Source organism: Paraburkholderia bryophila (assembly GCF_013409255.1).
In the GTDB taxonomy this organism is placed as follows: Bacteria; Pseudomonadota; Gammaproteobacteria; order Burkholderiales; family Burkholderiaceae; genus Paraburkholderia.
The window spans coordinates 1,305,918-1,328,500 of the sequence record NZ_JACCAS010000001.1 but is presented as its reverse complement, the minus strand read 5'-3'; the positions used below and the strand labels follow the sequence as shown (position 1 = coordinate 1,328,500).

18 protein-coding genes and 1 pseudogene are annotated in these 22,583 nt (G+C 58.3%); 5 read left to right on the top strand and 14 right to left on the bottom strand.

Annotated features, from left to right (window positions below; translation table 11 throughout):
* The first annotated feature begins 2 nt into the window (after positions 1–2).
* On the top strand, positions 3–1,076 hold the full coding sequence (gene arsB / locus GGD40_RS05930) for an ACR3 family arsenite efflux transporter (protein ID WP_179743090.1): 1,074 nt from the start codon (positions 3–5) through the stop codon (positions 1,074–1,076).
* Positions 1,077–1,190: 114 nt separating this feature from the next.
* On the opposite strand, the gene GGD40_RS05925 is transcribed toward arsB, so the two are convergent.
* The 4 genes from GGD40_RS05925 to GGD40_RS05910 are packed head-to-tail and all read right to left on the bottom strand — an operon-like array spanning position 1,191 to position 5,345.
* On the bottom strand, positions 1,191–1,499 hold the full coding sequence (locus GGD40_RS05925; RefSeq protein ID WP_179743089.1) for an acylphosphatase: 309 nt from the start codon (positions 1,497–1,499) through the stop codon (positions 1,191–1,193).
* Between the two features lie 39 nt (positions 1,500–1,538).
* The gene (locus GGD40_RS05920; RefSeq protein ID WP_179743088.1) at positions 1,539–2,876 is read right to left on the bottom strand and encodes a sigma-54-dependent transcriptional regulator; all 1,338 of its coding nucleotides are present in this window, start codon (positions 2,874–2,876) and stop codon (positions 1,539–1,541) included.
* Between the two features lie 14 nt (positions 2,877–2,890).
* Positions 2,891–4,348: a sensor histidine kinase gene (locus tag GGD40_RS05915; RefSeq protein ID WP_179743087.1), complete on the bottom strand. Its 1,458-nt coding sequence runs from the start codon at positions 4,346–4,348 to the stop codon at positions 2,891–2,893.
* Between the two features lie 10 nt (positions 4,349–4,358).
* On the bottom strand, positions 4,359–5,345 hold the full coding sequence (locus GGD40_RS05910; RefSeq protein WP_257030358.1) for a substrate-binding domain-containing protein: 987 nt from the start codon (positions 5,343–5,345) through the stop codon (positions 4,359–4,361).
* A 68-nt stretch (positions 5,346–5,413) separates the two neighbouring features.
* Between GGD40_RS05910 and GGD40_RS05905 the strand changes: the two genes are divergently transcribed.
* The 3 genes from GGD40_RS05905 (at position 5,414) to moaA (ending at position 9,639) form a co-directional block, all read left to right on the top strand.
* Positions 5,414–5,938, top strand: coding sequence for an arsenate reductase (azurin) small subunit (locus tag GGD40_RS05905; protein ID WP_179706283.1), 525 nt, complete (start codon positions 5,414–5,416; stop codon positions 5,936–5,938).
* A 16-nt stretch (positions 5,939–5,954) separates the two neighbouring features.
* A complete protein-coding gene (locus GGD40_RS05900; RefSeq protein WP_179743086.1) occupies positions 5,955–8,432 on the top strand; it encodes an arsenate reductase (azurin) large subunit in 2,478 nt (825 codons plus the stop codon).
* 79 nt (positions 8,433–8,511) lie between these two features.
* The gene (moaA, locus tag GGD40_RS05895; RefSeq protein ID WP_179743085.1) at positions 8,512–9,639 is read left to right on the top strand and encodes a GTP 3',8-cyclase MoaA; all 1,128 of its coding nucleotides are present in this window, start codon (positions 8,512–8,514) and stop codon (positions 9,637–9,639) included.
* An 8-nt stretch (positions 9,640–9,647) separates the two neighbouring features.
* On the opposite strand, the gene GGD40_RS05890 is transcribed toward moaA, so the two are convergent.
* The 3 genes from GGD40_RS05890 to GGD40_RS05880 all read right to left on the bottom strand — a co-directional run bounded on the left by GGD40_RS05890 (position 9,648) and on the right by GGD40_RS05880 (position 11,964).
* Positions 9,648–10,367: a hypothetical protein gene (locus GGD40_RS05890; RefSeq protein WP_179743084.1), complete on the bottom strand. Its 720-nt coding sequence runs from the start codon at positions 10,365–10,367 to the stop codon at positions 9,648–9,650.
* Positions 10,368–10,453: 86 nt separating this feature from the next.
* Positions 10,454–10,876, bottom strand: coding sequence for an arsenate reductase (glutaredoxin) (arsC, locus tag GGD40_RS05885; protein ID WP_179743083.1), 423 nt, complete (start codon positions 10,874–10,876; stop codon positions 10,454–10,456).
* On the bottom strand, positions 10,873–11,964 hold the full coding sequence (locus GGD40_RS05880) for an ArsO family NAD(P)H-dependent flavin-containing monooxygenase (RefSeq protein ID WP_179743082.1): 1,092 nt from the start codon (positions 11,962–11,964) through the stop codon (positions 10,873–10,875). Before GGD40_RS05880 ends, arsC begins: the two co-directional genes overlap by 4 nt.
* Positions 11,965–12,508: 544 nt before the next feature.
* On the opposite strand from GGD40_RS05880, the gene GGD40_RS05875 reads away from it, so the two are divergent.
* Positions 12,509–14,029, top strand: coding sequence for a hypothetical protein (locus GGD40_RS05875; protein WP_179743081.1), 1,521 nt, complete (start codon positions 12,509–12,511; stop codon positions 14,027–14,029).
* Positions 14,030–14,141: 112 nt separating this feature from the next.
* Here the strand turns inward: GGD40_RS05875 and GGD40_RS05870 are convergent, their stop codons facing one another.
* From GGD40_RS05870 to GGD40_RS05845, 7 genes and pseudogenes are all read right to left on the bottom strand, one after another.
* Positions 14,142–14,726 carry a hypothetical protein gene (locus tag GGD40_RS05870; protein WP_179743080.1) on the bottom strand — a complete coding sequence of 195 codons (585 nt, stop codon included), beginning with the start codon at positions 14,724–14,726 and terminating at the stop codon, positions 14,142–14,144.
* A 34-nt stretch (positions 14,727–14,760) separates the two neighbouring features.
* Positions 14,761–17,109 (bottom strand): hypothetical protein, encoded by a 2,349-nt coding sequence (locus GGD40_RS05865; protein WP_179743079.1) that lies wholly within the window; start codon positions 17,107–17,109, stop codon positions 14,761–14,763.
* A 135-nt stretch (positions 17,110–17,244) separates the two neighbouring features.
* A complete protein-coding gene (locus GGD40_RS05860; RefSeq protein WP_179743078.1) occupies positions 17,245–18,180 on the bottom strand; it encodes a hypothetical protein in 936 nt (311 codons plus the stop codon).
* Entirely contained in the window at positions 18,177–19,703 is a 1,527-nt protein-coding gene (locus tag GGD40_RS05855; RefSeq protein WP_179743077.1) for a TniQ family protein, read from the bottom strand. Before GGD40_RS05855 ends, GGD40_RS05860 begins: the two co-directional genes overlap by 4 nt.
* A 2-nt stretch (positions 19,704–19,705) precedes the next feature.
* Entirely contained in the window at positions 19,706–19,927 is a 222-nt protein-coding gene (locus tag GGD40_RS36835) for a hypothetical protein (protein WP_257030357.1), read from the bottom strand.
* Positions 19,928–20,062: 135 nt separating this feature from the next.
* Positions 20,063–20,227, bottom strand: a pseudogene (locus GGD40_RS37325) (TnsD family Tn7-like transposition protein); the annotation flags it as partial.
* An 898-nt stretch (positions 20,228–21,125) separates the two neighbouring features.
* Entirely contained in the window at positions 21,126–22,457 is a 1,332-nt protein-coding gene (locus GGD40_RS05845) for a hypothetical protein (protein ID WP_179743075.1), read from the bottom strand.
* Positions 22,458–22,583 lie beyond the last annotated feature (126 nt).

Genomic DNA, 22,583 nt, shown 5'->3' with positions numbered 1-22,583 from the left:
CGATGGCAGGCAGTCAAACAGTCGCGAAGGCCGCGCGGAAGGCACCCAGCGGTATCGGATTCTTCGAGCGCTATCTGTCCGTTTGGGTCGCGCTGTGTATCGTGGTCGGCATCGTTCTCGGGAAGTTGCTGCCCGGCGCGGTCCACACTGTGTCTACGCTCGAGGTCGCCCACGTCAACATCCCGGTCGGGATTCTCATTTGGGTGATGATTATCCCGATGCTTCTGCGTATCGACTTCGCTTCGCTTGGGAGGGTGCGCACCCAGTTGAAGGGCATTGGTGTCACCCTGGTTATCAACTGGGCCGTCAAGCCATTCACCATGGCATTCCTGGCATGGGTATTCGTGCGCCACGTGTTCGCCTCGCTATTGCCGGCGGACCAGCTGGACAGTTATGTCGCGGGGCTCATCCTCCTCGCTGCTGCGCCCTGCACCGCGATGGTCTTCGTGTGGAGTCAACTGACGAAGGGCGACCCATACTTCACCCTGTCGCAGGTCGCGCTGAACGACTTGATTATGGTCTTCGCATTCGCGCCGGTGGTTGGCCTGCTCCTGGGCATTTCGAACATTGCGGTGCCGTGGGATACGCTGCTCACGTCGGTCGTGCTGTATATCGTCATCCCTGTCATCATTGCGCAGGTGCTTCGAAAGATGCTTCTTCGCGGCGGTGAAGCGGTATTCCAGCGCGCTCTGGCCAAGATTGGCCCCTTTTCGATTTCGGCGCTCCTGCTGACGCTCGTCCTCCTCTTCGCGTTCCAAGGCGAGCAAATCATCGCCCAGCCACTCGTCATCGCGCTCCTTGCGGTGCCGATTCTGATTCAGGTCGTCGTAAATTCATCGCTTGCCTATCTGGCGAACAGGCGGCTGGGCGTGTCGCATGACGTCGCGGCACCGTCCTGTCTTATCGGTGCGTCGAATTTCTTCGAACTGGCCGTTGCGACGGCGATTAGTCTCTTCGGTCTGAAATCGGGAGCGGCACTCGCGACAGTGGTCGGCGTACTCATAGAAGTACCGGTCATGCTTATGGTCGTGAAAGTCGTCAATTCGTCACGTCACTGGTATCAGCGGACGTCGTGACCTAGCCAGCCGCCGTAGCCTTCTAAGGAGACGGCGCTGGCAGCGCTGTCGGCGATTTTCGACGTCTCACGAAGGGGGGAACACCTTTTCCCCTTCTCGGTGAATCGCAGGCACTCACAGAGTGGGCAGTCGCTCAAAGTTGTCGAAGCGGACAAAGGGTGGCTGCACTTCGGTGACCGCAAGCTCGTCGACAAGCGCTGCGGACATGCCCTCGCTTAACCAGGCGCACATGTCGGCAAGCTGCTCCGGCGAGCCCTGTAGCATTGTCTCTACCGAACCGTCCAGGCGGTTACGGACCCATCCAGTTACGCCTAGCGCCGTCGCACGGCGTACACACGCTTCCCGATAGCCGACGCCCTGCACGTGGCCACGTATCCGTACCAGCCGGATTTCAAGCATCCCGTCGTTCTCTTCAGTTTCCATGCCCGCAGTCCTGCAAGGTGTTGACCCGGCCTACGCTTTTCAATGAAGCGGCTCGACTGCAATCGCATGCTTACGCATCTTTTCCCAGAGACTCTTCCTGGAAATGCCAAGGGCGTGGGCGGTTTCAGTAATATGCCCCAGGTGCTGCAACAACGCGGCCCGAATGAACGCACTCTCACATGCAGCCATGTAGCCGTCCAGCGGGGTATCCATATCAAGTGCCGCGGCCGCCTGCGACCCATCTTCCTCGAAAATGTCGGACGAAAAGAGCATGTTGCGGGAGCACACGATACACGCGCGCTCAAGACGGTTTTGTAGCTCTCGCACGTTGCCGGGCCAACCGTAAGTCGCGAGCCGTGCCTCAGCCGAGGGGTGAAAGAGTTTCGTCGTCTCGCCGAGCCGACCAGCTATCTCGCGCACGAAGCGGTGCGCAAGCCATAGAACATCGTCGGGCCGGTCGCGAAGCGCGGGCATGCGTAGCTGCAGGATGTTGATGCGGTAAAACAGGTCCTCCCTAAACTTCCCGACTCGGACCAGTTCCGTAAGGTCGCGATTGGTCGCGCAAACGAGCTGGAAGTTCGTTTCGACCTCTCTCTCCCCGCCGACTCTCGTAATGCGACGCTCCTGCAGCGCGCGCAGCAGCTTCACCTGCATCGACAAGGGCAAGTCACCAATCTCGTCGAGAAAGAGCGTGCCTCCCTCCGCCTGCTCGAAATACCCCTTCTTTTGGCGCTCGGCACCAGTGAATGCTCCTCTCTCGTGACCGAAGAATTCGGATTCGATAAGCGTGTCAGGGACAGCGCCACAGTTGACTGCAACGAAAGGAAGCGTGTCGCCGGGAGAATGCCGATGAATGAACCGCGCGAGCACTTCCTTGCCGACTCCAGATTCGCCGGTAACCAGAATCGATTTGGCGCGACCAGCGACTCTTGGCACAAGCTCGGCGAGACGCCGCATCGCTTCTGACACCCCCAGCTCGCTCTGCGCGGGCATGGCGTGGTCCGGTATGGCAGTTCCTGTGAGCAATCGGACCTTCTCAACCAGCGCTCCGATATCAAACGGTTTGGTAACGTAGTCCGCAGCGCCGCTCTTTAGCAGGGAAACCGCCGTATCGACCGAGGCGTAGGCCGTGATGAAAATAAACGGTGGAATCGACGCATGAGCTGCTGCGAAACGTGAAAAGAGCTCCTCTCCCGAAATAAACGGCAGCCTGATATCGCTGATGACCGCTTGATAAGGTCGCTCCTGCAACGCACTAAATGCAGATTCGCCATCTGTGTGCCAGTCCACGTCGAAACCTTCAAGGCGGAAGCGGTCGGCTAACGACTCGCCCATGATGGAGTCGTCTTCAACGACACAGATAAGCGTCTTCGACATGATGTTCTCCTGTCTCACGCAGACGTAATAGGCAGAAGGACCGCAAAACACGTCTGCCCCGGTGCGCTGTCCACTGAAATTGTGCCACCGAGTTGCGTAATGATTTGATAACTCACCCACAGGCCGAGACTATAAGACCGCCGCCCCTCTGCTACCGCTACCGACCCAAACGGCTCAAACAGATGCTCCATTGCTACGCCGGATATGTGCTGACCGGTGTTTGACACCGTTATCTGTAGCGCAGCCTTTCGGGCAGCAACAAGACAATTCACCTGCCCGCCGACCTCTACCGCTTTCACGGCGTTCAGCAGCAGGTTGAGGACGAGCTGGCGCACCAGATGGGCGGGTAAGGCAATCACCTCGTCCAGCTCGATTTCCCACTGAAACGTCGCTTGCTTCGCCTGTATCTGCGGAGCTATCAACAGCTTCAAGTCCTGCCAATCCGACGGGTTCATCGCTGGTGAGTCCAGTCGCGCTTCAAACAGCAATGCGCCAACAGTCGCACGGATTTGCCCCAGACCGCGCTCGAGGAGCCCCAGGGTCTTTCTGGTTTGGGCGTCGGGCTCCCCGTGGGTGTTGAGCGTGTCGATGGCGTTCAACATGCCGCCCAGCGGATTGTTGATTTCGTGTGCGATGCCGGCTGCGACCCGGCCTACCGCCGCCAGTCGCTCAGAGACTACGACCTCACGTTCTAACGCCTGCTTTTGGGCCAGTTCGCCGAGCATTGCATGGAACTGCTGTTCCAGTTGGCCAATTTCGTCGTTTCCCTGCGCGCTGATTCCAGCCCTAACCTTATCCGGATGCTCCTTTCCGATGCGCGCCATGGCAGCTGTGAGGCGCAACAGTGGTTTCGCCATCCGGTCACCCCAGACCCAGCCTAACGGTATGAGCAGCAACAACGCTGGCACGGTTGCCACCGCGAGTTTGATTAGCGTGGTCCGTATGCGGCCATAAAGAATGTTCGCGTCATAGACCAGAACCACATACCCCAGGCGGCTCCCGTCGTCCGAATCCACCGGCATGCCGGCCGTTACGTCGCGGGTCGCGAGCAGTCCAGGAAAGTCGAAAAAGAAATGGTCGCCGGCGCTGTTGAGGTGCGCGATGACGGCGCCAAACTGGGCAGGGAGCTGGGCGACCACACTCTGGATGCGTTCTTTTCGTGGGGACGTCGACGCATAGACGCGAGCCTTCGCGTCGAAGAGGACGATTTCTTTTAATGGGTTCGTGGGCTCCTTGACTGTCACGGGAGTCCGAATCACCTCAAAGGCGCGCCAAAGGTCATCCTTCACCAGGGCGTCCCTAACCGATAGCGTGAGCACGCGACACAGATTCTGCGCACTGCTCTCCAGGTCATTTCTGGCGTCGGAAATCGCGACGCTCACGAGTGCGATGGTCACGAGCAGTTCCGTCAGCAGGATGACCGCACTCAGCGCGAGCGGAATCTTGTAGCGGTAACTGAGATGGGAAAACATCTGCGCGGCCCTAAACGGGTCCGGAGTTCAGGATGGCCACGAGCCGGCGGATGCCGTCAAACACCTTGTCGTTGTCGGGCACGAAGCCATCGAGATTCAATCGCTGCAGTACATCCTGGCCAGCGGGATGGTCCTTCATGCCGACCAGCGCGCGCTGAATGCGAACAAATGATTCATCGTCGAGCGTATGGCGGCCGACAATCGGAGGAAAACCATATTGAGGGGAACGCCATGCGACCCGTACGTTGCGAGTGCGCTCGGGGTACTGTTTCTCGATGGTGTCGTAGACGTATCCGTCAATCTCGCCGGCATCTGCAAGCCCGGATGTCACCGCATCAACGACCTTCCTGTGCGCATAGGTGAAGAAGGACTTCTTGAAAAAGCGGCTCGGCTGGATACCCGCGCGTATCAGCTCAGTGGTCGGAACGAGGAAGCCAGAGTTCGACTCCGGGTCGCTGAACGCGAACACCCGATTCCTGAGTTGAGTGATGTGCGTCGTCTGCGTATCGCTTCTCGGAACAATCAGATACGAACGATACAGAGGCTGGCCACCATAGTCCGGTATCGCCATCAAGCGCATCGTATGAGGATGCGTGACATAAGGGAATCCGCAAACCCACGCAACGTCCAGTCGGCCGGCAGCAAGCAGGTCATCAATTTCGCGATAGCTATTGCGCTGCACAAACCTCACATCCGCGCCACATACATTCCCGAGTTCGCTACTCCATCGGTCGAGCAGGTTGATTTCATCGTCCAGGAAGACCGCCGTTGTCCCAAACGCAACTGAAGCCGCGTCATTGGCGGACGCAATCTTGAGGGACGAAAGAAGAGGAATGCTCAGTGCAAAGCGGAGAACCTGCCGCCGTCGAACGTTACGAAGTGGTGACATAACGGCTGCCTCCTCAATATGAACCGTTACCGGACGGTAATAGGGTTCATCACGTCTACTGCTTGAAAACCTGCCGCGAGCAAGCGTCCAGCGGACTTTGGGCTGCATGGCATATCTCTTGCCCTTCATCCGATGCTAACGACTACACGAGCAAGATTCAAGCAAAGGAGGAGACCATGTCCGAACTCAAAGTCGGCCGCCGTACATTTCTGAAACTCAGCGGTGGTTCGATTGCGGCGACTGCTGCGTCCGCGCTTGCGCCTAACGTGGCTTCTGCCGCGAACCCCGTGGATACCAGCAAGACGAATCTCCCGTATCCGAGAAAACCCGTAGCCCACGCTGGAAGCATGGCGCTCAATGCGCCGGTCTCATTCACGTACCCGGACGCCGCATCGCCTTGCGTCGCAATCAAGATGGGGGGGCGTGTGCCAGGCGGCGTTGGCCCCGATGGCGATATCGTGGCCTACAGCGCCATGTGTACCCACATGGGCTGTCCCGTCATGTACGAGCCGGCGACAAAGGTTTTCAAGTGTCCTTGCCATTTCAGCATGTTCGACGCCGAGAAGGCCGGACAGATGATTATCGGGCAAGCCACTGAAAATCTTCCACGCGTGCGCCTTCAGTATGACGAGAAGACAGGCGGCGTAACCGCAATCGGCGTGGACGGTCTCATCTACGGCCGTCAGGCCAACGTTCTTTGAGTTCGAGGAGCTGAAAATGGCTAACGACAAGGACCGCATCGCTCTACCGCCGGTCACGGCCCAGCGAACCAACCTGACCTGCCACTTCTGCATCGTCGGATGTGGGTATCACGTCTACAAGTGGCCGGAAGGCCAGGAGGGTGGCCGGGCGCCGGACCAGAATGCGCTTGGCGTGGATTTCCGCAAGCAGTTGCCCCCGCTCACGCTCATCATGACGCCTGCGATGGAGAACGTGGTTGCTGACCGCGATGGCTCCCGCCATACCATCATGATTGTTCCGGACAAGGCTTGCGTCGTGAATAGCGGCTTGAGTTCGACGCGGGGCGGGAAGATGGCGTCATACATGTATACGGCCGACGGGATAACCCAGGAGCGGTTGAAGTATCCGCGCGTATATATGAGCGACCAGTGGGTCGATACGGATTGGGACCAGGCCATGGCCCTCTATGCTGGCCTGATGAAGAAGGTGCTGGATAAGGATGGCCCGAGTGGCATCGTGTTTTCCGCCTTTGACCATGGTGGTGCCGGAGGTGGATTCGAAAACACCTGGGGCTCCGGCAAGCTGATGTTTACAGCGCTGCAAACCCCGATGGTCCGTATCCACAATCGTCCGGCGTACAACTCGGAGTGCCACGCCACGCGCGAGATGGGTGTTGGCGAACTGAACAACTCGTATGAGGACGCCGAACTGGCTGATGTCATCTGGTCTATCGGCGCGAATTCGTACGAGACGCAGACGAACTATTTCCTGAATCACTGGGTGCCGAATCTAACAGGCGCGACCGCTGACAAGAAGCAGAAACGCTTCCCTGGTGAGGCGTCTCCGAAGACGAAGGTGATTTTCGTGGACCCACGGCGTACGGCGACGATTGCGGTCGCAGAACAGGTAGCAGGTAAGGACAATGTGCTTCATCTGGATATTCAGCCAGGTACTGACATCGCGCTGTTCAACGGGCTCTTCACCTACGTCGTACAGCAGGGCTGGATAGATAGGGACTTCATTGCTGCCCACACGAATGGGTTCGACGCCGCTGTTCAGACCAACAAGCTGTCGATGGACGACTGCAGCAAGATTACTGGGGTCCCCGTTGAGAAGATTCGGCAGGCGGCGGAATGGTCATACAAACCGAAGGCTCCGGGTCAGATGCCACGAGCGATGCACAGCTATGAAAAAGGCATTATCTGGGGCAACGACAACTACCTGATTCAGTCCTCGCTCGTCGACCTCGTCCTCGCGACGCACAACGTTGGCCGACGAGGCACGGGTTGTGTGCGTATGGGCGGTCACCAGGAGGGCTACACGCGCCCGCCGTATCCGGGCGACACAAAAATATACATCGACCAGGAACTCATCCACGGCAAGGGAAGGATGATGACCTGGTGGGCGTGCAACAACTTCCAGACGAGCAACAACGCGCAGGGGTTGCGTGAAGTTGTCCTGCGCCGCTCGCAGATTGTGAAGGACGCGATGCAGGGTGCTCGGGGTGCAACCACGGAACAGATGGTCGACATCATTTATGACGCGACGACCAAGGGCGGCCTGTTTGTCACGAGCATCAATATCTATCCGACAAAGCTGGAAGAGGCGGCACACCTCATGCTGCCAGCGACGCATCCTGGTGAGATGAACCTGACTTCGATGAACGGTGAACGCCGCATGCGTCTGTCAGAGCGGTTCATGGACCCGCCGGGAACCGCGATGCCGGATTGCCTCATCGCCGCGCGTGTTGCCAACACCCTGCGCGACATGTATCGCAAAGACGGCAACACAAAGATGGCTTCGCGGTTTGACGGATTCGACTGGAAGACTGAGGAGGACGCGTTCAACGATGGCTTCCGGCGCGCAGGTCAACCAGGCGTGGGGAAAATCGATAGCCAGGGCGGCAATACCGGCAACCTGGTCACCTATGAACGGCTCAGGGCAATGGCCAACAACGGGGTACAACTGCCCACAAAAGCGTGGGAGGGCGGCAAGCTCATCGGTACCGAAATGCTGTACACCGATAGCAAGTTCGATACACCAGACGGCAAGGCGCAGTTCAAGCCATCGCCGTGGCCGGGCCTGCCGAAGCCGATTGCAGACCTGAAGGGAAAATACCGTTTCTGGATTAACAACGGGCGTACGAACGAAGTGTGGCAAACGGTATACCACGACCAGTACAACGAATTCGTCCGCTCCCGTGACCCGATGGCATATATTGAAATCAACCCGTCCGACGCGCAGGAGCTTGCCATTGGAGCTGGTGACATCGTCGAGGTCTACAACGACTTCGGGTCCACGTACGCAATGGCGTATCCGGCAGCCGAAATAAAGCATGACCAGACCTTCATGGTATTCGGCCACGTCAACGGCATTCAGGACGATGTGACCACCACGTGGACTGACCGCAACATCATCCCTTACTACAAGGGAACATGGGCGAATATCCGTCGCGTCGGGTCAATGGAGGAATACAAGCGGACAGTCACCTTCAAGAGTCGCCGTTATACGTAGGCGACGGCGGCCGGCGCCTTGCCGGCCGCACTCTCTTTTGTTGGTCAGTGGCTATCCGCACACGGGGATGGGTGCAACGATGAGGTCATTCTCTCTGGGACGAGTCATCCCGCTGGTGGAAGTCTCCGTCGCTGACCCGGCGGAGCGCACCCTCCGTATTCCCGACGTCGTGACAGCCGGGATGCCGCTTCGGGACACTCGTATGCGACCTTTGCGAGACTTGCGTATCTCGGTAACGGACCGCTGCAACTTCCGCTGTGTCTACTGCATGCCGAAAGAGGTGTTTGGCAGAGACTATGCATTTCTGCCCCGGCGTGAGTTGCTCAGCTTCGAAGAAATCGAGCGCGTTGCGCGGGCGTTCGTTGGCCTTGGCGTTGAGAAAATTCGGCTGACTGGCGGGGAGCCGCTGTTGCGGAAAGACCTTGAATTTCTTGTCGAGCGACTGGCCGCTTTGCGTACGCCTCTCGGTAAGGATGTCGACCTGACGCTGACGACCAACGGTTCTCTGCTGAGTAGGAAAGCGGGAGCACTACGGGATGCTGGATTGAAGCGCGTCTCTGTCAGTCTCGACTCGATAGACGAGGCTGTGTTTCAGCGGATGAACGGTGTAGGTTTTCCCGCCGCTCTTGTGTTGGAGGGAATCGAAGCGGCGCAACGTGCGGGCTTTGCTCCAGTCAAGGTCAACATGGTCGTCAAGCGCGGCGTGAACGATGCGCAGATTCTACCCATGGCGCGTCACTTTCGCGGAACTGGCGTGGAAGTTCGCTACATCGAGTTTATGGACGTCGGCACGAGCAATGGCTGGAACATGGAGTCGGTGGTGCCGTCGTCCGCAGTCGTTCGTTGCATCGATGAGGCATACCCGCTCGTACCAACGGGCCGCGAAAATCCGTCCGCTACGTCGGTGCGATATCGTTACGCGGACGGACAGGGAGAAATCGGCGTTATCTCGAGCGTCTCACAGCCGTTCTGCGGCGACTGCACTCGACTGCGGCTGTCCGCGGATGGCCGCCTCTACACGTGCCTGTTTGCCTCGCATGGTCTGGACATACGCGCGCCAATGCGAAACGGAGATTCCGACGACGCGTTGCGTCGACGTGTGGCCGACCTTTGGATGCGCCGGGCTGACCGCTATTCGGAGCAGCGCGGCGAAAACAGCGCTGCCCGTCGCCTGCCCAAAGTCGAAATGTCGTTCATTGGCGGTTGATGCCGCGACTACAAATCGCGCTTCAGGTGGTCCAGGAGACCAGTGATGTCCAGGATGTCGTACCGTTCGCGAAACAGTGGCCGGTACATAGCTAGGGCGCAGACGCCGCATTGCGCGGTGGTCTTTCTGCATGCATCGAGAACGGCTCCCTCGGGAAAAAGGTAGCTCATCTCAAAGTGAAGGTCGCCACCGTCTTCGACGTGTGCCATTCCCTGCATCAGCGCCCGCTCGTTGGGATGAGCCCCATGGTCGATGGTTCTCTCATACAGTTGCTCAGCGACATCTGCTTCCGTTTGGTCCAGGTTGCGCAAAACATCCAGCATTGCGCTGATGCGAAACTGGGTTCTGACCGCGGCCTTTGCCGCGCGGCTGTCATGTCGATTGAGCCATACCTCCCGTAGCTCAGGCCTTTGTGCCAGGAAGATACCGTAAAGGGCCTGCTCGATGACGACGCGATTGAGTGCGTATGCTTCGACCACCTGGCCGCCACTGACGAGTTGGCAGGCGCCCAGAAATGCCGAATGGGAGCGCAGAATGAAAAATCCAGAGAACCAGTGAGCACTCCGGTGAAGCACATTCTCCTGAACGAGTCGAAAGCCTTCATCGATGTCCGAATAGCGGGCAAAGATACCAGGTTCGTTGGCAAACGTTGCAAACTGGTTGCCTCGCGCCCTGTCAAAGAAACTGGCGATTTTGTTGCTGTCCCATCCTTTCGGAGCTTCTTCCATACGGCCCTCCCGTCGGCAATCGTGGCGCAAATGCGCCCGGGACGACGCACTCCGCGGTATCGTTGAAACTTTCCAGACTGCGGAAGCTATTTGACGCGACGACCGTGTTCGTCGACAACCACCTCTCCGTCTTCTTTCGTGAACGGCACGTTCTGCGCCTCCGGAAGGATTTCGAGTACCACCTCGGATGGCCGGCACAGTCTTACGCCGTGGTCCGTCACTACCAGCGGCCGATTGATGAGAATGGGGTGCTCCAGCATCGCGGCGATGAGTTGGTCGTCGGTCACGAGCGGGTCGTCGAGTCCCAAGTCAGCGTAGGGCGTACCCTTTTGACGTACGACCTCGCGCACAGTCAGGCCTGATTGCCGAATCAAATCCACGAGCGTTTCACGCGTCGGCGGTGTTTTCAGGTATTCGATGACGGTCGGTTCGATTCCTGCATTGCGAATCATGGCGAGCGTGTTGCGTGATGTCCCGCAGTCCGGATTGTGGTAAATCGTGACGGTCATGATGTTGATTCCGATAGTGAAGAAAGGTATTGGGTAATCTGCGCCGCCGTCGACCTAGCTGTGCGCATCACGCCGACGAGGGTGGCTGATGCAAAGCCGCACCATTCGCCGTATCCGACCAGCCAGAGTCCCGGCTCCTGCACCGAGCGACAGTCGACTACATCGACTCTGCCGGCGTCGTTGAGGACATGTAGCGGCCGTAAATGTTCGAGTGCTGGCCGGAAGCCGGTGCACCAGATAACGGCGTCGACATGCGAGCGGGAGCCGCCCGGCCATACGACGCCATCGACCACAAAATGTGAAAACGGGCGCACAGAGTTCAGTGCTCCCCTTTCACGCGCTTCACGGACGAGCGGCACCATCACAACGTCGCCTAGGCCGCCGGTGGGCGCAGGGTCGGGGCGGCCTTCAGCGCGCGCTTTCCATCTCTCGGTGGCGCGTTCGAAAAGTACGCGTCCGTCAATGTCGTCCGGCAAGAAGGTGGGCTCTTCCAACGTAACCCAGGTTGCGTGACAAACCTGCGACAGTTCGGCGAGTATCTGTGCGCCCGAGTTGCCCCCGCCTACAACCAAAACGTTCTTTCCGCGGAACGCCTCCGGGTTGCGATAGTGCGCCGAGTGCAACTGCTCACCTTCGAAGCTGCCTTGTCCTGGATAGTCTGGAATGTAGGGGCTGCTCCACGTGCCCGTGGCACTGACGACCGCTTTCGCGAGCCATTCGCCGCTGTTCGTTGATACAAGATACCCGTCCTCGCGACGTGACACCGTCGTTACGTCCACGGGTCGAAGGACCGGCATGTCGTAACGCTTCTCGTACTCGGCGAGATAGCGAACGACGTGGTCGCGAGACGGGTATTGTTCAGGCGTGGCCGGCATCAACCAGCCGGGCAGTGAACTCCACTGTGCAGGCGAGAAAAGGTGCAGCGAATCCCAGGCGTGCTGCCATGCTCCACCCGGCGCGGGCTGGTCGTCCAGCACAAGATAGCTGAGGCTCGCACGGCGAAGGAAATAGGCGACGGCCAATGCCGACTGGCCGCCGCCGATTACGGCGACATCAATCGGCGTCGCCACTGATTTGCTGTTGGACATAGTGAGTCAGGCAGGTAATACTTCGATAATACTGGATATGTTGTATTCGATGCGAGTCTGTGAGGTATTGAATGACTTCTGACCTGTCGAAGATTACCTGCGGACCTGGCCCTTCCGCCGCGCGTCTGCAAATACTCATAGACTTTGCGCTAGAGCTGCATGGACGCATTCTTGCCATGCCGAGCGCAGACCAAGGTTGTGCGCGCATGGAACTAAGCATACTGCTGGGGCAGATTACGGAAGCAGCACGTGACACAGCCGCTGGGATTGAGGCGTTGGTTGTTGACCACACCTGAGCTTACCGGAACGAGGGAAGCCGAGACGCAGCTACCGGCTATTGACGCCGGATATAAATCTTGCGTATTCTAAAAAAAGGCGAGGACTCCTCGTTCGGGTAAGTTGGCACCCGTCACGCGCACGCAAGGCATCAGGCAAAGCCAGAACGTATCACCCACACTGAGTGAACTACTCCTTAACCAGGAGGGCGCTCGGGTAACGCGTGCCGCCTGACAACGAATGCCCTCCGATGGTTTGAGGACGTCTCATGTCTAATTTTGCCTACCCCTCTTTGGCCGAACAGGCCGCGATTCTCCATTCGTTCGTTGCTCGGTCCAGTTTCTCGCTCGACGCGGCGCGTGTAACCGTCGATTCGCTTATTGGACTCGACGAGGCGCAGCTCGTTTCTGCACTTCGCCAGCACTTGAAGCTGCAGCGAGTGAAACTGGGTCACATGCAGGCTGCACAGGTCGCTGCGACGCTGCGCGGCCGGCGTGGCATGAACGACCGCAACGAATCACCGCCGCAGGCTTTCGGATTTCAGTTCGCAGCTCAAGGCCAACGGGGAGCGATGGACTGCACGTTCGAGCGCTTCGACGATGCCGCTCGGGCATTTGTAGGCAGCATTCACTTGTTTCTGGCGAACGCGCGTCTGCCGTTCACGGCGACGCTGACGTGCAACGCGCAGGCGGTGATGTGCACGTTCGGCGAGGTTTTGCAGCCAGGCTACGCAATCGCATTGTTGATGCTCAAGGACGAAAGTCAGGTCACTCAATGGATTGACGGGATGCCCACGTTCCTTGAGTCGCTGCGGCGGACCGTCGAACATGCGGGAAGCCCTGGCGTACTCGCCGGCTATGCGTGCGCGAGGTATGGGAACGTGGGTCATAAGAACTGCGGCGAGGTTGAACTCTGGCGCGGCGGTCTGCGCATTGCTGTTGGCCATGAGCTTGAGGTCTATTCTGCGCTGCTCGAGCGGTGGTCGTCCGAGCAGCTCGAAAACGCCGTGGCCGATGGTTCGGCTATCCGGATTGGGGATGACTCGTTGCCCCTCGTCTATGCGCTTCGGGAAACCGAACCACTTCTGCGCGTGGTCAACTACACCTCGCCTCAGCCTGCGACTGCTTCGCTGCTGAAGCGGGCACAGCAATTTGCAAAGCGGAATCTGTTGCGCTCGATGGTGAAACCATCAGCGGCGATACGCTATCCGGCAGGCAGCGGCTTGCCAGGGTCAGTCGTCGTCAATCGCGATGCGCTCGCGACATTGCTGGACGAACGCGGCATGTCGAAAAGTCAGTTGGCACAACACCTTGGAATCGACGAGGCAGAACTGGAGGACGATTACCCTATCGGATTGTTCGTCCAGGTCGCATCGTTCCTCGGAGCGTCTGATTTTAACGAGTTGGTTGGCCGGATACCCCGTGATGCATGGGTCGATGCGCAATCGGCAGAGGTCTTGCAAGGCCTCTTGGACGCGACCGAGCAGGTGCGCGTCAACGTATCTCCCCAGTTCTCTCCGCAGGCCATCGCCGTCATCAATGAGGCGGCCGAGGACCTTGCTGCAGCACGCTGGGCCGCAGAGCAGAATCGCGCAGGTGTTATTCAAGGCCTTGACGCGGCGGTTCACTCCGTCGATGCCGAAGAGTTTCTAGCCTACTTGCAAGACGTTGAGTGCGTCGTGCGGGCTGGAGTTAAACCGTTCTTCACGCCGATTCCCGACCATGACCTTCCCGCTGTAGGCAAACGGCTCGTACTCGCCATCTTGCCGGCAAACACCGTCGCTCAGTGATGGGGTGATGCAGCGCTGGGGGGCGCTGCATCACGTTACCGCTGCGTGAGGTAAAACCCGCGAGCATGGACGGTCTTTCGCCTCCTCACGAGATGCAGGTAACAGCAAGTCGCTAGTGAACCCTCGGCGCCACAACATCGGGGACCATCCTATGCCGCTTCTTGTAGGTTACAACGGGCTTCGCAGGCTGCGCATTCCGACCGTGCGCCGCCTCACGGTATTCGCCGAGCATCTCCTGAAGCGCGAAACTAAATTCGTTAATTTCGTCGCCTTCAGTCAAATCTGACGTGGCCGCGCGCTGGCTGGACACAGCGACTTCGTCCAGGATTCCTACGGCCTCTGCCTCCCCAATTTGCAGGGTACGCATCAGCTCGGAAGCTTGCATGTACCGTCGCTCTTCGAAAGTCCTCTCGTCAAGCTCAGAATCCCAGAAGGTCACGTATTCATGGGCACTGCCTTGATATTCAACGATGTCGAGCCAACTGGCGAAGCCGTAAATCCGTGCAAGCAGGTTCAACGACGCGTAATACTGTTTGACGTCCCACCCGATATGCAGACGCAATTTTTTTGCCATTGCCTTGAACCACTCGATTGATGGCGCAAAGAAGACCTCTTTAACCTCATCCATTTGATTATCCTGTTTGTAGAGCCGCATCGCACCGATGCAAAGGCTCCAAATCTTCAAGGTGTTGGTCATACCCGGTTACCTGACCGGAAATATCTGCCTCGCTTCAGCGCTTCTCGAGCGCCTCCTGACCTGGGATACGCCGAGAAAGACGCTGCGCAAGTCGTTGCAAGTAAGACGACTCTACGGCCAGTGAGGACTCTGTGCGCCGCGCAGGCTCGGACCCTGGAACTTCAACACCGGTGTTCGCAATGCCATAGGCGTCAGCCTGGGCGGCACCCCGCCTGGCGTTTTGCTTCCCTTCGGCGTTAGCCCTGGCGCTTTTCGCGCTGACGCCTTCGAGTCCGCCCATCTCGTTTCCGGCGCGAATGCCGTCCGCTTTGACGACGTTGGAGTGAGTCCTGCCCGTAACCCGGTTGCGACTCGTTCGACGGGCTGGCTTGAGTATTTCTTCTCGCCACGAATCGTCCGCGTTAAGGAACTCCAGTCCTTTCCAGGTGACGGAGCCGATATTGCGGGCATCTTCCTCGACGATGTTGAGGACAGCTGTCGTACCATCGGATTTTTGCCAAAGCAGGATTCGGGCGTGTCCGTCCAGACGTTTCACCCGCGCGGGCAAAGGAGTGGGCCTGCCAGGCTGGCTCGCATGCTCATTGAAGTGCTCAACGAGTTCATCGGAGGTGTAGCGCATCGACATGAAGTTGACCAAACCTCGCCGACAAATCCGCGTTTGCCACGGGATAAATCGCTCGAACACCTCTCGGGGTGTAAGCTTGCGAGCGGCGTCGCCGCGGCGTTGTGCCTGGGTGTAGTTGAAGATGGCTTCCGGGGTCAGCCCGACGCCTGCCGTTCGCATCGCGTGTGACCTAAGCCGCTTTTTGTTCGTGTACAGGTTGTAATGCTGGATTGCCTTCAGCAGCAGGCGCTCGAACTGGTCCAATGGAATGGGGACATCCTTTGCTTTCCGGCGCCGCATATCTTTGGAGAGATGGTCGGTTCGGCGGGTGTATGCGCTGTCTTCGCCGAGCATCATCAGAATCATCAAGCTGTTGACGCCTTCTCCGACACCCTTAAGGTCTCCACGTCCGGGAGGCGGCAGCATCCTCATCAGGCCCATCTCATCGCAAGCAGCCACAATGACGTGCTCGGATGCGCCAGCTCCGTTGTCGACGAATATCGCGTCAATGTTGCCGTGAAGCAGTCCTTTGGTCGACGTGAGACCGAGTTCCTGCGCGCGTTCAACCTTAGGCAGAAAGACCGACGCGATGCATCGGCGAAACGCTTCGGCATTCTCACCCCTGATGGCTAACTCGTAACCGAGGATGGCTCCGGACAGACGCGACACCGCGAACATTACCGTCATGTGGACACTTTCAATCCGGGCGCCAATTCGAGCGGCTACGCCAATCTTCGCAACGAAGCCGTCGACGTCAAGAATCTCAATGAGCCCTTGTGTGAGATGGCTTGCCTGACCGACACGCGCGTCGTTGTACTGCGCTGACAGCCGTTTTCCTTCCCTGAGGCTCTTGAGGGAAAGGTCAGGGATGAGCCGCTTTGTCGCGTGATGGCGGAACGACCGAAGGCTAGGAATGAGACGTTTCGGCCATTTCGGATAGTCCATGAGAACCATGCGGTCATAAGCCTCACGCATGGTGCAACGTAACCGCGCCCAATGCTGCTCCAACGTGCGAATAAACTTTGTTTCGTCGCTCGGCCTAACGGGATGACGGCGCTCATGACTCTCAGCACCAATCGCTACGTTTCGCGACGCGACGCGAACTTCACTTGCTGACTTTGGACCCGGCTTCATCTTGTTTATCCCAACACGCGACATTTTAGGATGTCCCTGCCGGAACGTATGTTTCGCGAGCGCGTTCGGGTGGCCGCCGTTATGCACGAATTTGTGGAACAACTTTCTGATGGCCGTCTGGAATCCATGCGGCTGACCAAGCGCGGTGACTACGCGTTTCAGGGCCACTGAGCGAGCGCTATCGCTGACCACCACCAGGTCATTGAAGATGAAATCGGAAGGGTTGCCTTTTCCGACAGGGTCGAGATACGCGAACGCCTGCACAATCCGCATACGCTTATCCATTCCCTTCATGGCGCTGGGTCTCAGCTTGTCGCGAGCCCCCTTCATCTCGATGGGCATGACGGTGTCATCGACCAGATAAATGTCGTCGAGCGGCTTGTCGTCAGCGCTCTCATGCCACGTTTCCCATGCGCCGACATCCTTGGGTGTTCCGGAGGTGACCCGCAGCACGTGGAGGGATTTGTCGTATGGGTTCCAGGCGACAGACCGGTAAATCACGTAGTCGCCATCGCGCTCGCGCTTGAAAGGGGTAAATCGGCCAAGCTGGTGGGGCCAGGTAGCGGATTGAAACTCGAGCAGCTGTGCAAGCTGCTCAGGATTAGGGACAGGGGGCGTAATGAAATCGGAGAAAATGGGTTGCATTTTTTGCTTCTTATCAACTAGGTGTGCTAATCGATGTTATTTGACATGTTTCTACAATCGGAGTCCGAACGAGGCCATGACCAGCTATCTGGATGGCCCCGACGACAACCTATGAGCGGCTGTGATTGCCTGTTGCTAGCGAATCAGGTGCATGGGTAACTCCACCTTTAGCTCTTTCGAATGGTCGACCGTCAAGAAACCGTATGAGACAGCGACGGCAAAGAGCTGATGCGCGGCATCGTCGCTGATGCCAAGGCGTCTTGAAATGCGTCCAAGCACGGAGCCCATTGCCCCCCGTGCGCTGCTCCTAAGAAACGCATTCGCAAACCAATGTGCGTCGTCATAGTTCAAAGCCACATCCTGGTCGCGCACGGTTCGATACATACCGAAGTTATTCACGAACTCCCGCTGGCCAATGGCGTCGCCACGCATCAACTCCCACGTCCATCCACGAAGCGCGAGAGCGTTCCGCTCGCGCTGCTCCCGGTCGAGTTCCGCCTGGTTCGGGACGTATTTCGCGTCCTTGATGGAGATACCGTGGTAGTGCAACTCCAGGCTGCCCGGCATCACGTAGGTAACGATGACGTCAATGGTCATAAGGTCTGTGCGCAACAGGAGTTCGCGCTTGCTTTGTGCGCGGCGTAGGGCAGCGACGTCGTAGATTCCATACTGGTCCCGCACATCAATGACGTACGGATGGAATGCGAGGGAGAACAGGATGCGCTGCTCATTTCCCGATAACGCCTCGTAGCGTCGGCGGAATTTCAGCCCACGAAATGTCGTACGCGTACTCAACGATGACTGGCGGGCCTTGAGCAAGGCGTCATAGTTGACCCCGTGCGGCCAGCCGTACTTGTCGGTCGGTGGTAAGCGAATGTTTCTCGGCGTGACGAACGGGCGCGCGAGATTCAACAGCCTGAACTCACCGATGGTAGCTCCCTGGTTCGCGGGTGGTCGATGGGCAGCGATAGGCGGCCACGTCCGCTTCGCCTGGAGAGTGCTGGTCGCGAGATAGTCAGACCTTTCCGCGCAGGCAGCAATATCTTCTCTGCTGGATGTGGGGACGCTCATTGTGCGACTCCGTGTTTGAGAAACTTCCGCACTGCCACATCGTCCATTTCGTTAATCTGGCCCTTGGTGAATTGCGGCATCTTCAAGACGGTCGCCGAGTTGCAAAGCGTCATCAAGCGGCGGCGTCTATACGCCGGCTCGGACTCCTCGCACTCCGCGAGCGCCAGTTTCGCGAGCGGCAATCGGTCACGGATTTGATACCATGCGAGGTCCATTCGGTGACCACGTGTCAAGGCGCGTTGTGTAAGTCTCCCGCGATAGCCCTCATCAGAAAGCCGCTTTGCCGTCGCACGTATGTGTCCGGAGAATGACCGGTCGAGAGCCTTGTCATAGGCAAATCGCGTAGGTACGTCTTCTCCAGCTGCGACCATGTTTGCGCGAGACAGAAAATAACCTGCGCAGCGAGGAAGGCGACGCATCAGTTGAGAGAAAGTGTCATCGGGATGCATCCTTCGAACTTCCCGATACGCCTCAACGTAGTGAGCGAACCACCGGTCGTGATTTTTCGCAGCCCATTTACGGTTTCTGGCGGCAGTGCTTCGAAGACTGACGTTCTCCTTTTCCTTCGCGGGCGCAGTTTGGCGTTCCTCGGATGCCGCGGTCAAACATTCCGCTTCAACCGCATCCCAGGTCCCGTAGAGTGCAATCAGCAACGCGACGCCTTGCAATGGATTTCGGAATACGGCTTTGCCGCGTAGGACGGCGCCGACTTGCACGCGTCCGAGCAGAATCGAAGTGCGCGAGATTAGACGTGAGTGAGGGGTATCCTTAAGATACTCTTCCGTGCGCCGCCAGTTGACGCCTTTTTCCTCTACCAACCCCAGTTCACTGGCGGATTTTGCAACAAGGGTCGCAAAACCTATGTGATTGAGTTGCGGCAAGTAGTTAGGCTGCAGCAGGTTTGAAGCAGCCTTCGCCATCTCCGTTTCCGATGCCATGTCGGCGTCGGACAACGCCGTCGCCTGCGAGAGAGGCCTCAGTCCGCAGCCGCAATGCCTGCCCGGGTGCGTTGTCAGATTCGGATGTTTCCTGAAGTCGGCACACATCTCGCACGGGACGTGCAGCGGCAGTTGATGCCGACTACAAAAGAGCAGGCCCGGTACGAGATGGTCGCGTTTCCAAAAAGGGTTGCCGCACGGGGCGATGTCGTCCTGGATGCACATAGGGCAGCAAGCAGCGGTAGCGCGCGCCCAGCCAGAGCGTGGCCCGTTTAGCCCGACCACGGCCGGCAGCCCCATTTTTGGCGCGTCAAGACAGTGACCTTCGAGAAAGGCTTGCCCTTCCGGGTCCAATGCGCGCTTGAATAACGGCAAAAGCATATTGCGAGCGAAAACCTTATCGAGCGGTCCAACCAAATCTCCAAATTGGTCAATAAGGCTCCGCATACCACTCGGAAACAGCAGTCCACTTGGTGTCAGGTCAACGCACGCGAAGCTACGAAGGCGCGCCGGGTACAGGGGTAAATGCTCACCGTCGGCGATGGAGGTCATCACCATTGATGCAAAAACTTCATTCGATTGCATGTCTAGCGGGCTCCCTCGCGTTGATAGCGCAGCACGGTCGAAATCCGCAATCTCGCTTCGCGTGCGACCGAGGCCACGTCCATTGCCATTTCATTCGCAGCAAGGACCGAAATCGCGCTCTCCAGTCTGCGAACGATGAAGACCTCGCGACGGGCGGGCAACTGTGCGGCTTTTCCTGCACCACCGAACGCTTGTGTTGCACGGTCGAACAGGTATTGATTCATCCCGTAGGCGAGACGTGTCTGATATGCCGACGGAAGCGGCTCGCGACCAGCCGCGCTGCTGCGGACCGGCCTCTCGTTTGACAAGACGACGCGTGCGAACGACGCCGACGGCATCGCACGTGGCTTTCGATTCATGCGCCGTCGACGAGCGACCTGGTTGCTGACCAGCCACTCACGGTCGTGTCGATACAACCACACCCAAAGAGCCGGTTGCCGATGCCGAATCTCCTTGCGCCCTATGCCAGCGCACTCGGTTTGATGGCGCAACCATGCAGTGCGCTTCGCGTCACGTATATCCATAGCGGGTGCCGCATTGCTCCCCCCCGTTTTTGTTGTGCATGACCTGATGGGCAACGGGTCAACATCCGCCGACAGCCATTCAAGCAGTATCAGAAAGACCGGATGGATGGCTCTCTCCTCCCGATTCAGCATGTATATGCTGGTTGCTGCGATGTCCGTATTCGCGAGCAGCTCGTTCAGACGAACGTCCTCGAAGCCATCGGAGAAAACAGCGGTGAATGCGCTTCGAAGCGAATCGAGCCGGCACCGTCCGGTTCCGGAAAGGTAATGTTTCTCACATAGCCGCCGACGTATGCCGTCCCTGGTCCGTTGGGATGAGCATCCGCACGCCATTGCGTGAGCCACGTGTGCGTAACGGGTTGCATTGCATGCCGTATTCTCGCCGGCGTGGGACGCCAGCATCTCTTCGAGGGAGCTGCAATCGTCGTCGCTGACCAGCTTGCATTCGTGAACCGGACAGCGGGTAACGAAATCAATGCAGTGTATGCAATACGAAACGCGGCGCCCATGCACCTCAGCGGCGAAACGCGCGCATTCAGGGCACTGCAAGCCATGGCGATTTCCACATTGGATGAACGGCCGTAGCCGAGGACAGCAGGTTCGGGAATGCAACCCGTCCACAAGCTGGGCAACGAGCTTCCGTTGCATTAGAGGGCTCATACCCTGGAAATACAAAGGCGCGAGCGAAAACTCTGACACGACCTGTTCGGGTGCTCCGTATGCATCTTCTGTTGCTTCGCAGAACAGCTTTGCGCGCGACGGAAGGGTCCCGACTAGCGGGGCACAACGTCGGTAGCAACGTCCAGATAGCCGACGAGCGGCTTCAGTGCCGGTCGTAAAAGCAGCAGCCTCAAGTAGACTCGTCGCGGTTTCACCGGCGGTGGCGGGAACATAGGTCCTAAGCATGGTTAGCCCCCGGCGTTGGCACGTAGGTGATTGGAAATACCGGATTCGTCTCTTCCAGTCCCGGCACCGACTGCATCATCGGCTCGACGGGAAGCCAGTCACCGTGCCTACGAATGCTGGCAGAGGTGAATGAGCCGCCTTCGCCCAGTCTCCTGACGGCACGGAGATGTGGCCATTCAAGGGCGAGTGCATCCTTTGCCAACTTCAGAAATTCGTCCTTCCCAGGCCGCTCGAAATCTTCTTTCCGGCTGACGCTCACGATATGAAGGCACACCTTGACCGCAAGCTCGCTGCGTCCACAAGTCACCCACCACACGGTGTCAGCGAACCATTCCGGTTCGGCAAAACCCATGCAACCTGTCAGATACGTCAAGTAGATGTACTCGCACGTCAGGGACCACTGTGCAGAGCCTCGTTGTGCCGGCGCAATGTTGTACCAGGTTTTTCCGGCAAGGAACGTAGTCGCAGTGTTCTGCTCGGAGAGCGCCGCCGCAGCACCGGGTGTAGCAAGGCAAACAATCGGAATGCCGGTATCTGCGGTGAAACGAGCAAGGATTGCCCACAAGCTTTTGGCCAGCTTCGTGCTTGCATTGCGCGTATCGATTTGTTCGACAATCAGCACGCCGAGATTTGCCGCAATCGCATAGGCCTGCAAGGCCGGCCCAACTTCCTCTTCTCCGCGATGGAAAGGGCCGCGCAGGCGGGCTGAATGCGCCAGATTCATGGCGTCGTCGAAGTAGCGAAGGAAGAGTTTTCCGAACGAACGCGGTGCGCCGTTTTCTGGGAACGGCACGGTCAGGGATGGCAGGCGCGTGTATTGAATCACCCCACCTTGTGGAACCGCTATTTTAATGGGTTCGCCGTCTTTGCCGAACACGCGCTGCAAAGCTTTCCGAAGTGCCTGTTGGCTCATTCCCGTCGGAATTATGACGAAGTGACCACGCGGTCCGGCGCTGTCGACGGTAATCGGCGCGGCTTCTAGCGCATGGCCGTGCCGGTCAGTCAGATGATTGATGTACCTGGCCGCGGAGATGGTCTTACGTCTGAACTCTTCGGAATTCAAGTTGCGCTCTGCCGCGCTTTCGAGAGCAGAGGCAAATAGTTCGACCGCGAGTCGCGCATGCTCGAACGTCGGAATCTGGAGGTCACTTACGCCAATGCCGCGCTCCCCGAGGCGCTCTGCGGGGATGCACTCCATTGCGTCGTAGCCGTCGTCGAGCGACCTTACGTCCTTGAGAAACCGCGCGCAGGGATTGAAGTCGTCCAGGAGGCCAGAGAGACGGGCACTGTTCAGGTCCCTCGCCTCATCGACAGTCAACTGCATTGCGTCACCTCACCAGTTGATGAGAACAGCATGACGGCAGTAGGCGCTCGCTGACCTTCGCAAGGATTAATCGCGGCTCGGCCCAGCCACGTAGGTAGCCCGAGAGAACGTGGCTGCGTCGACTTG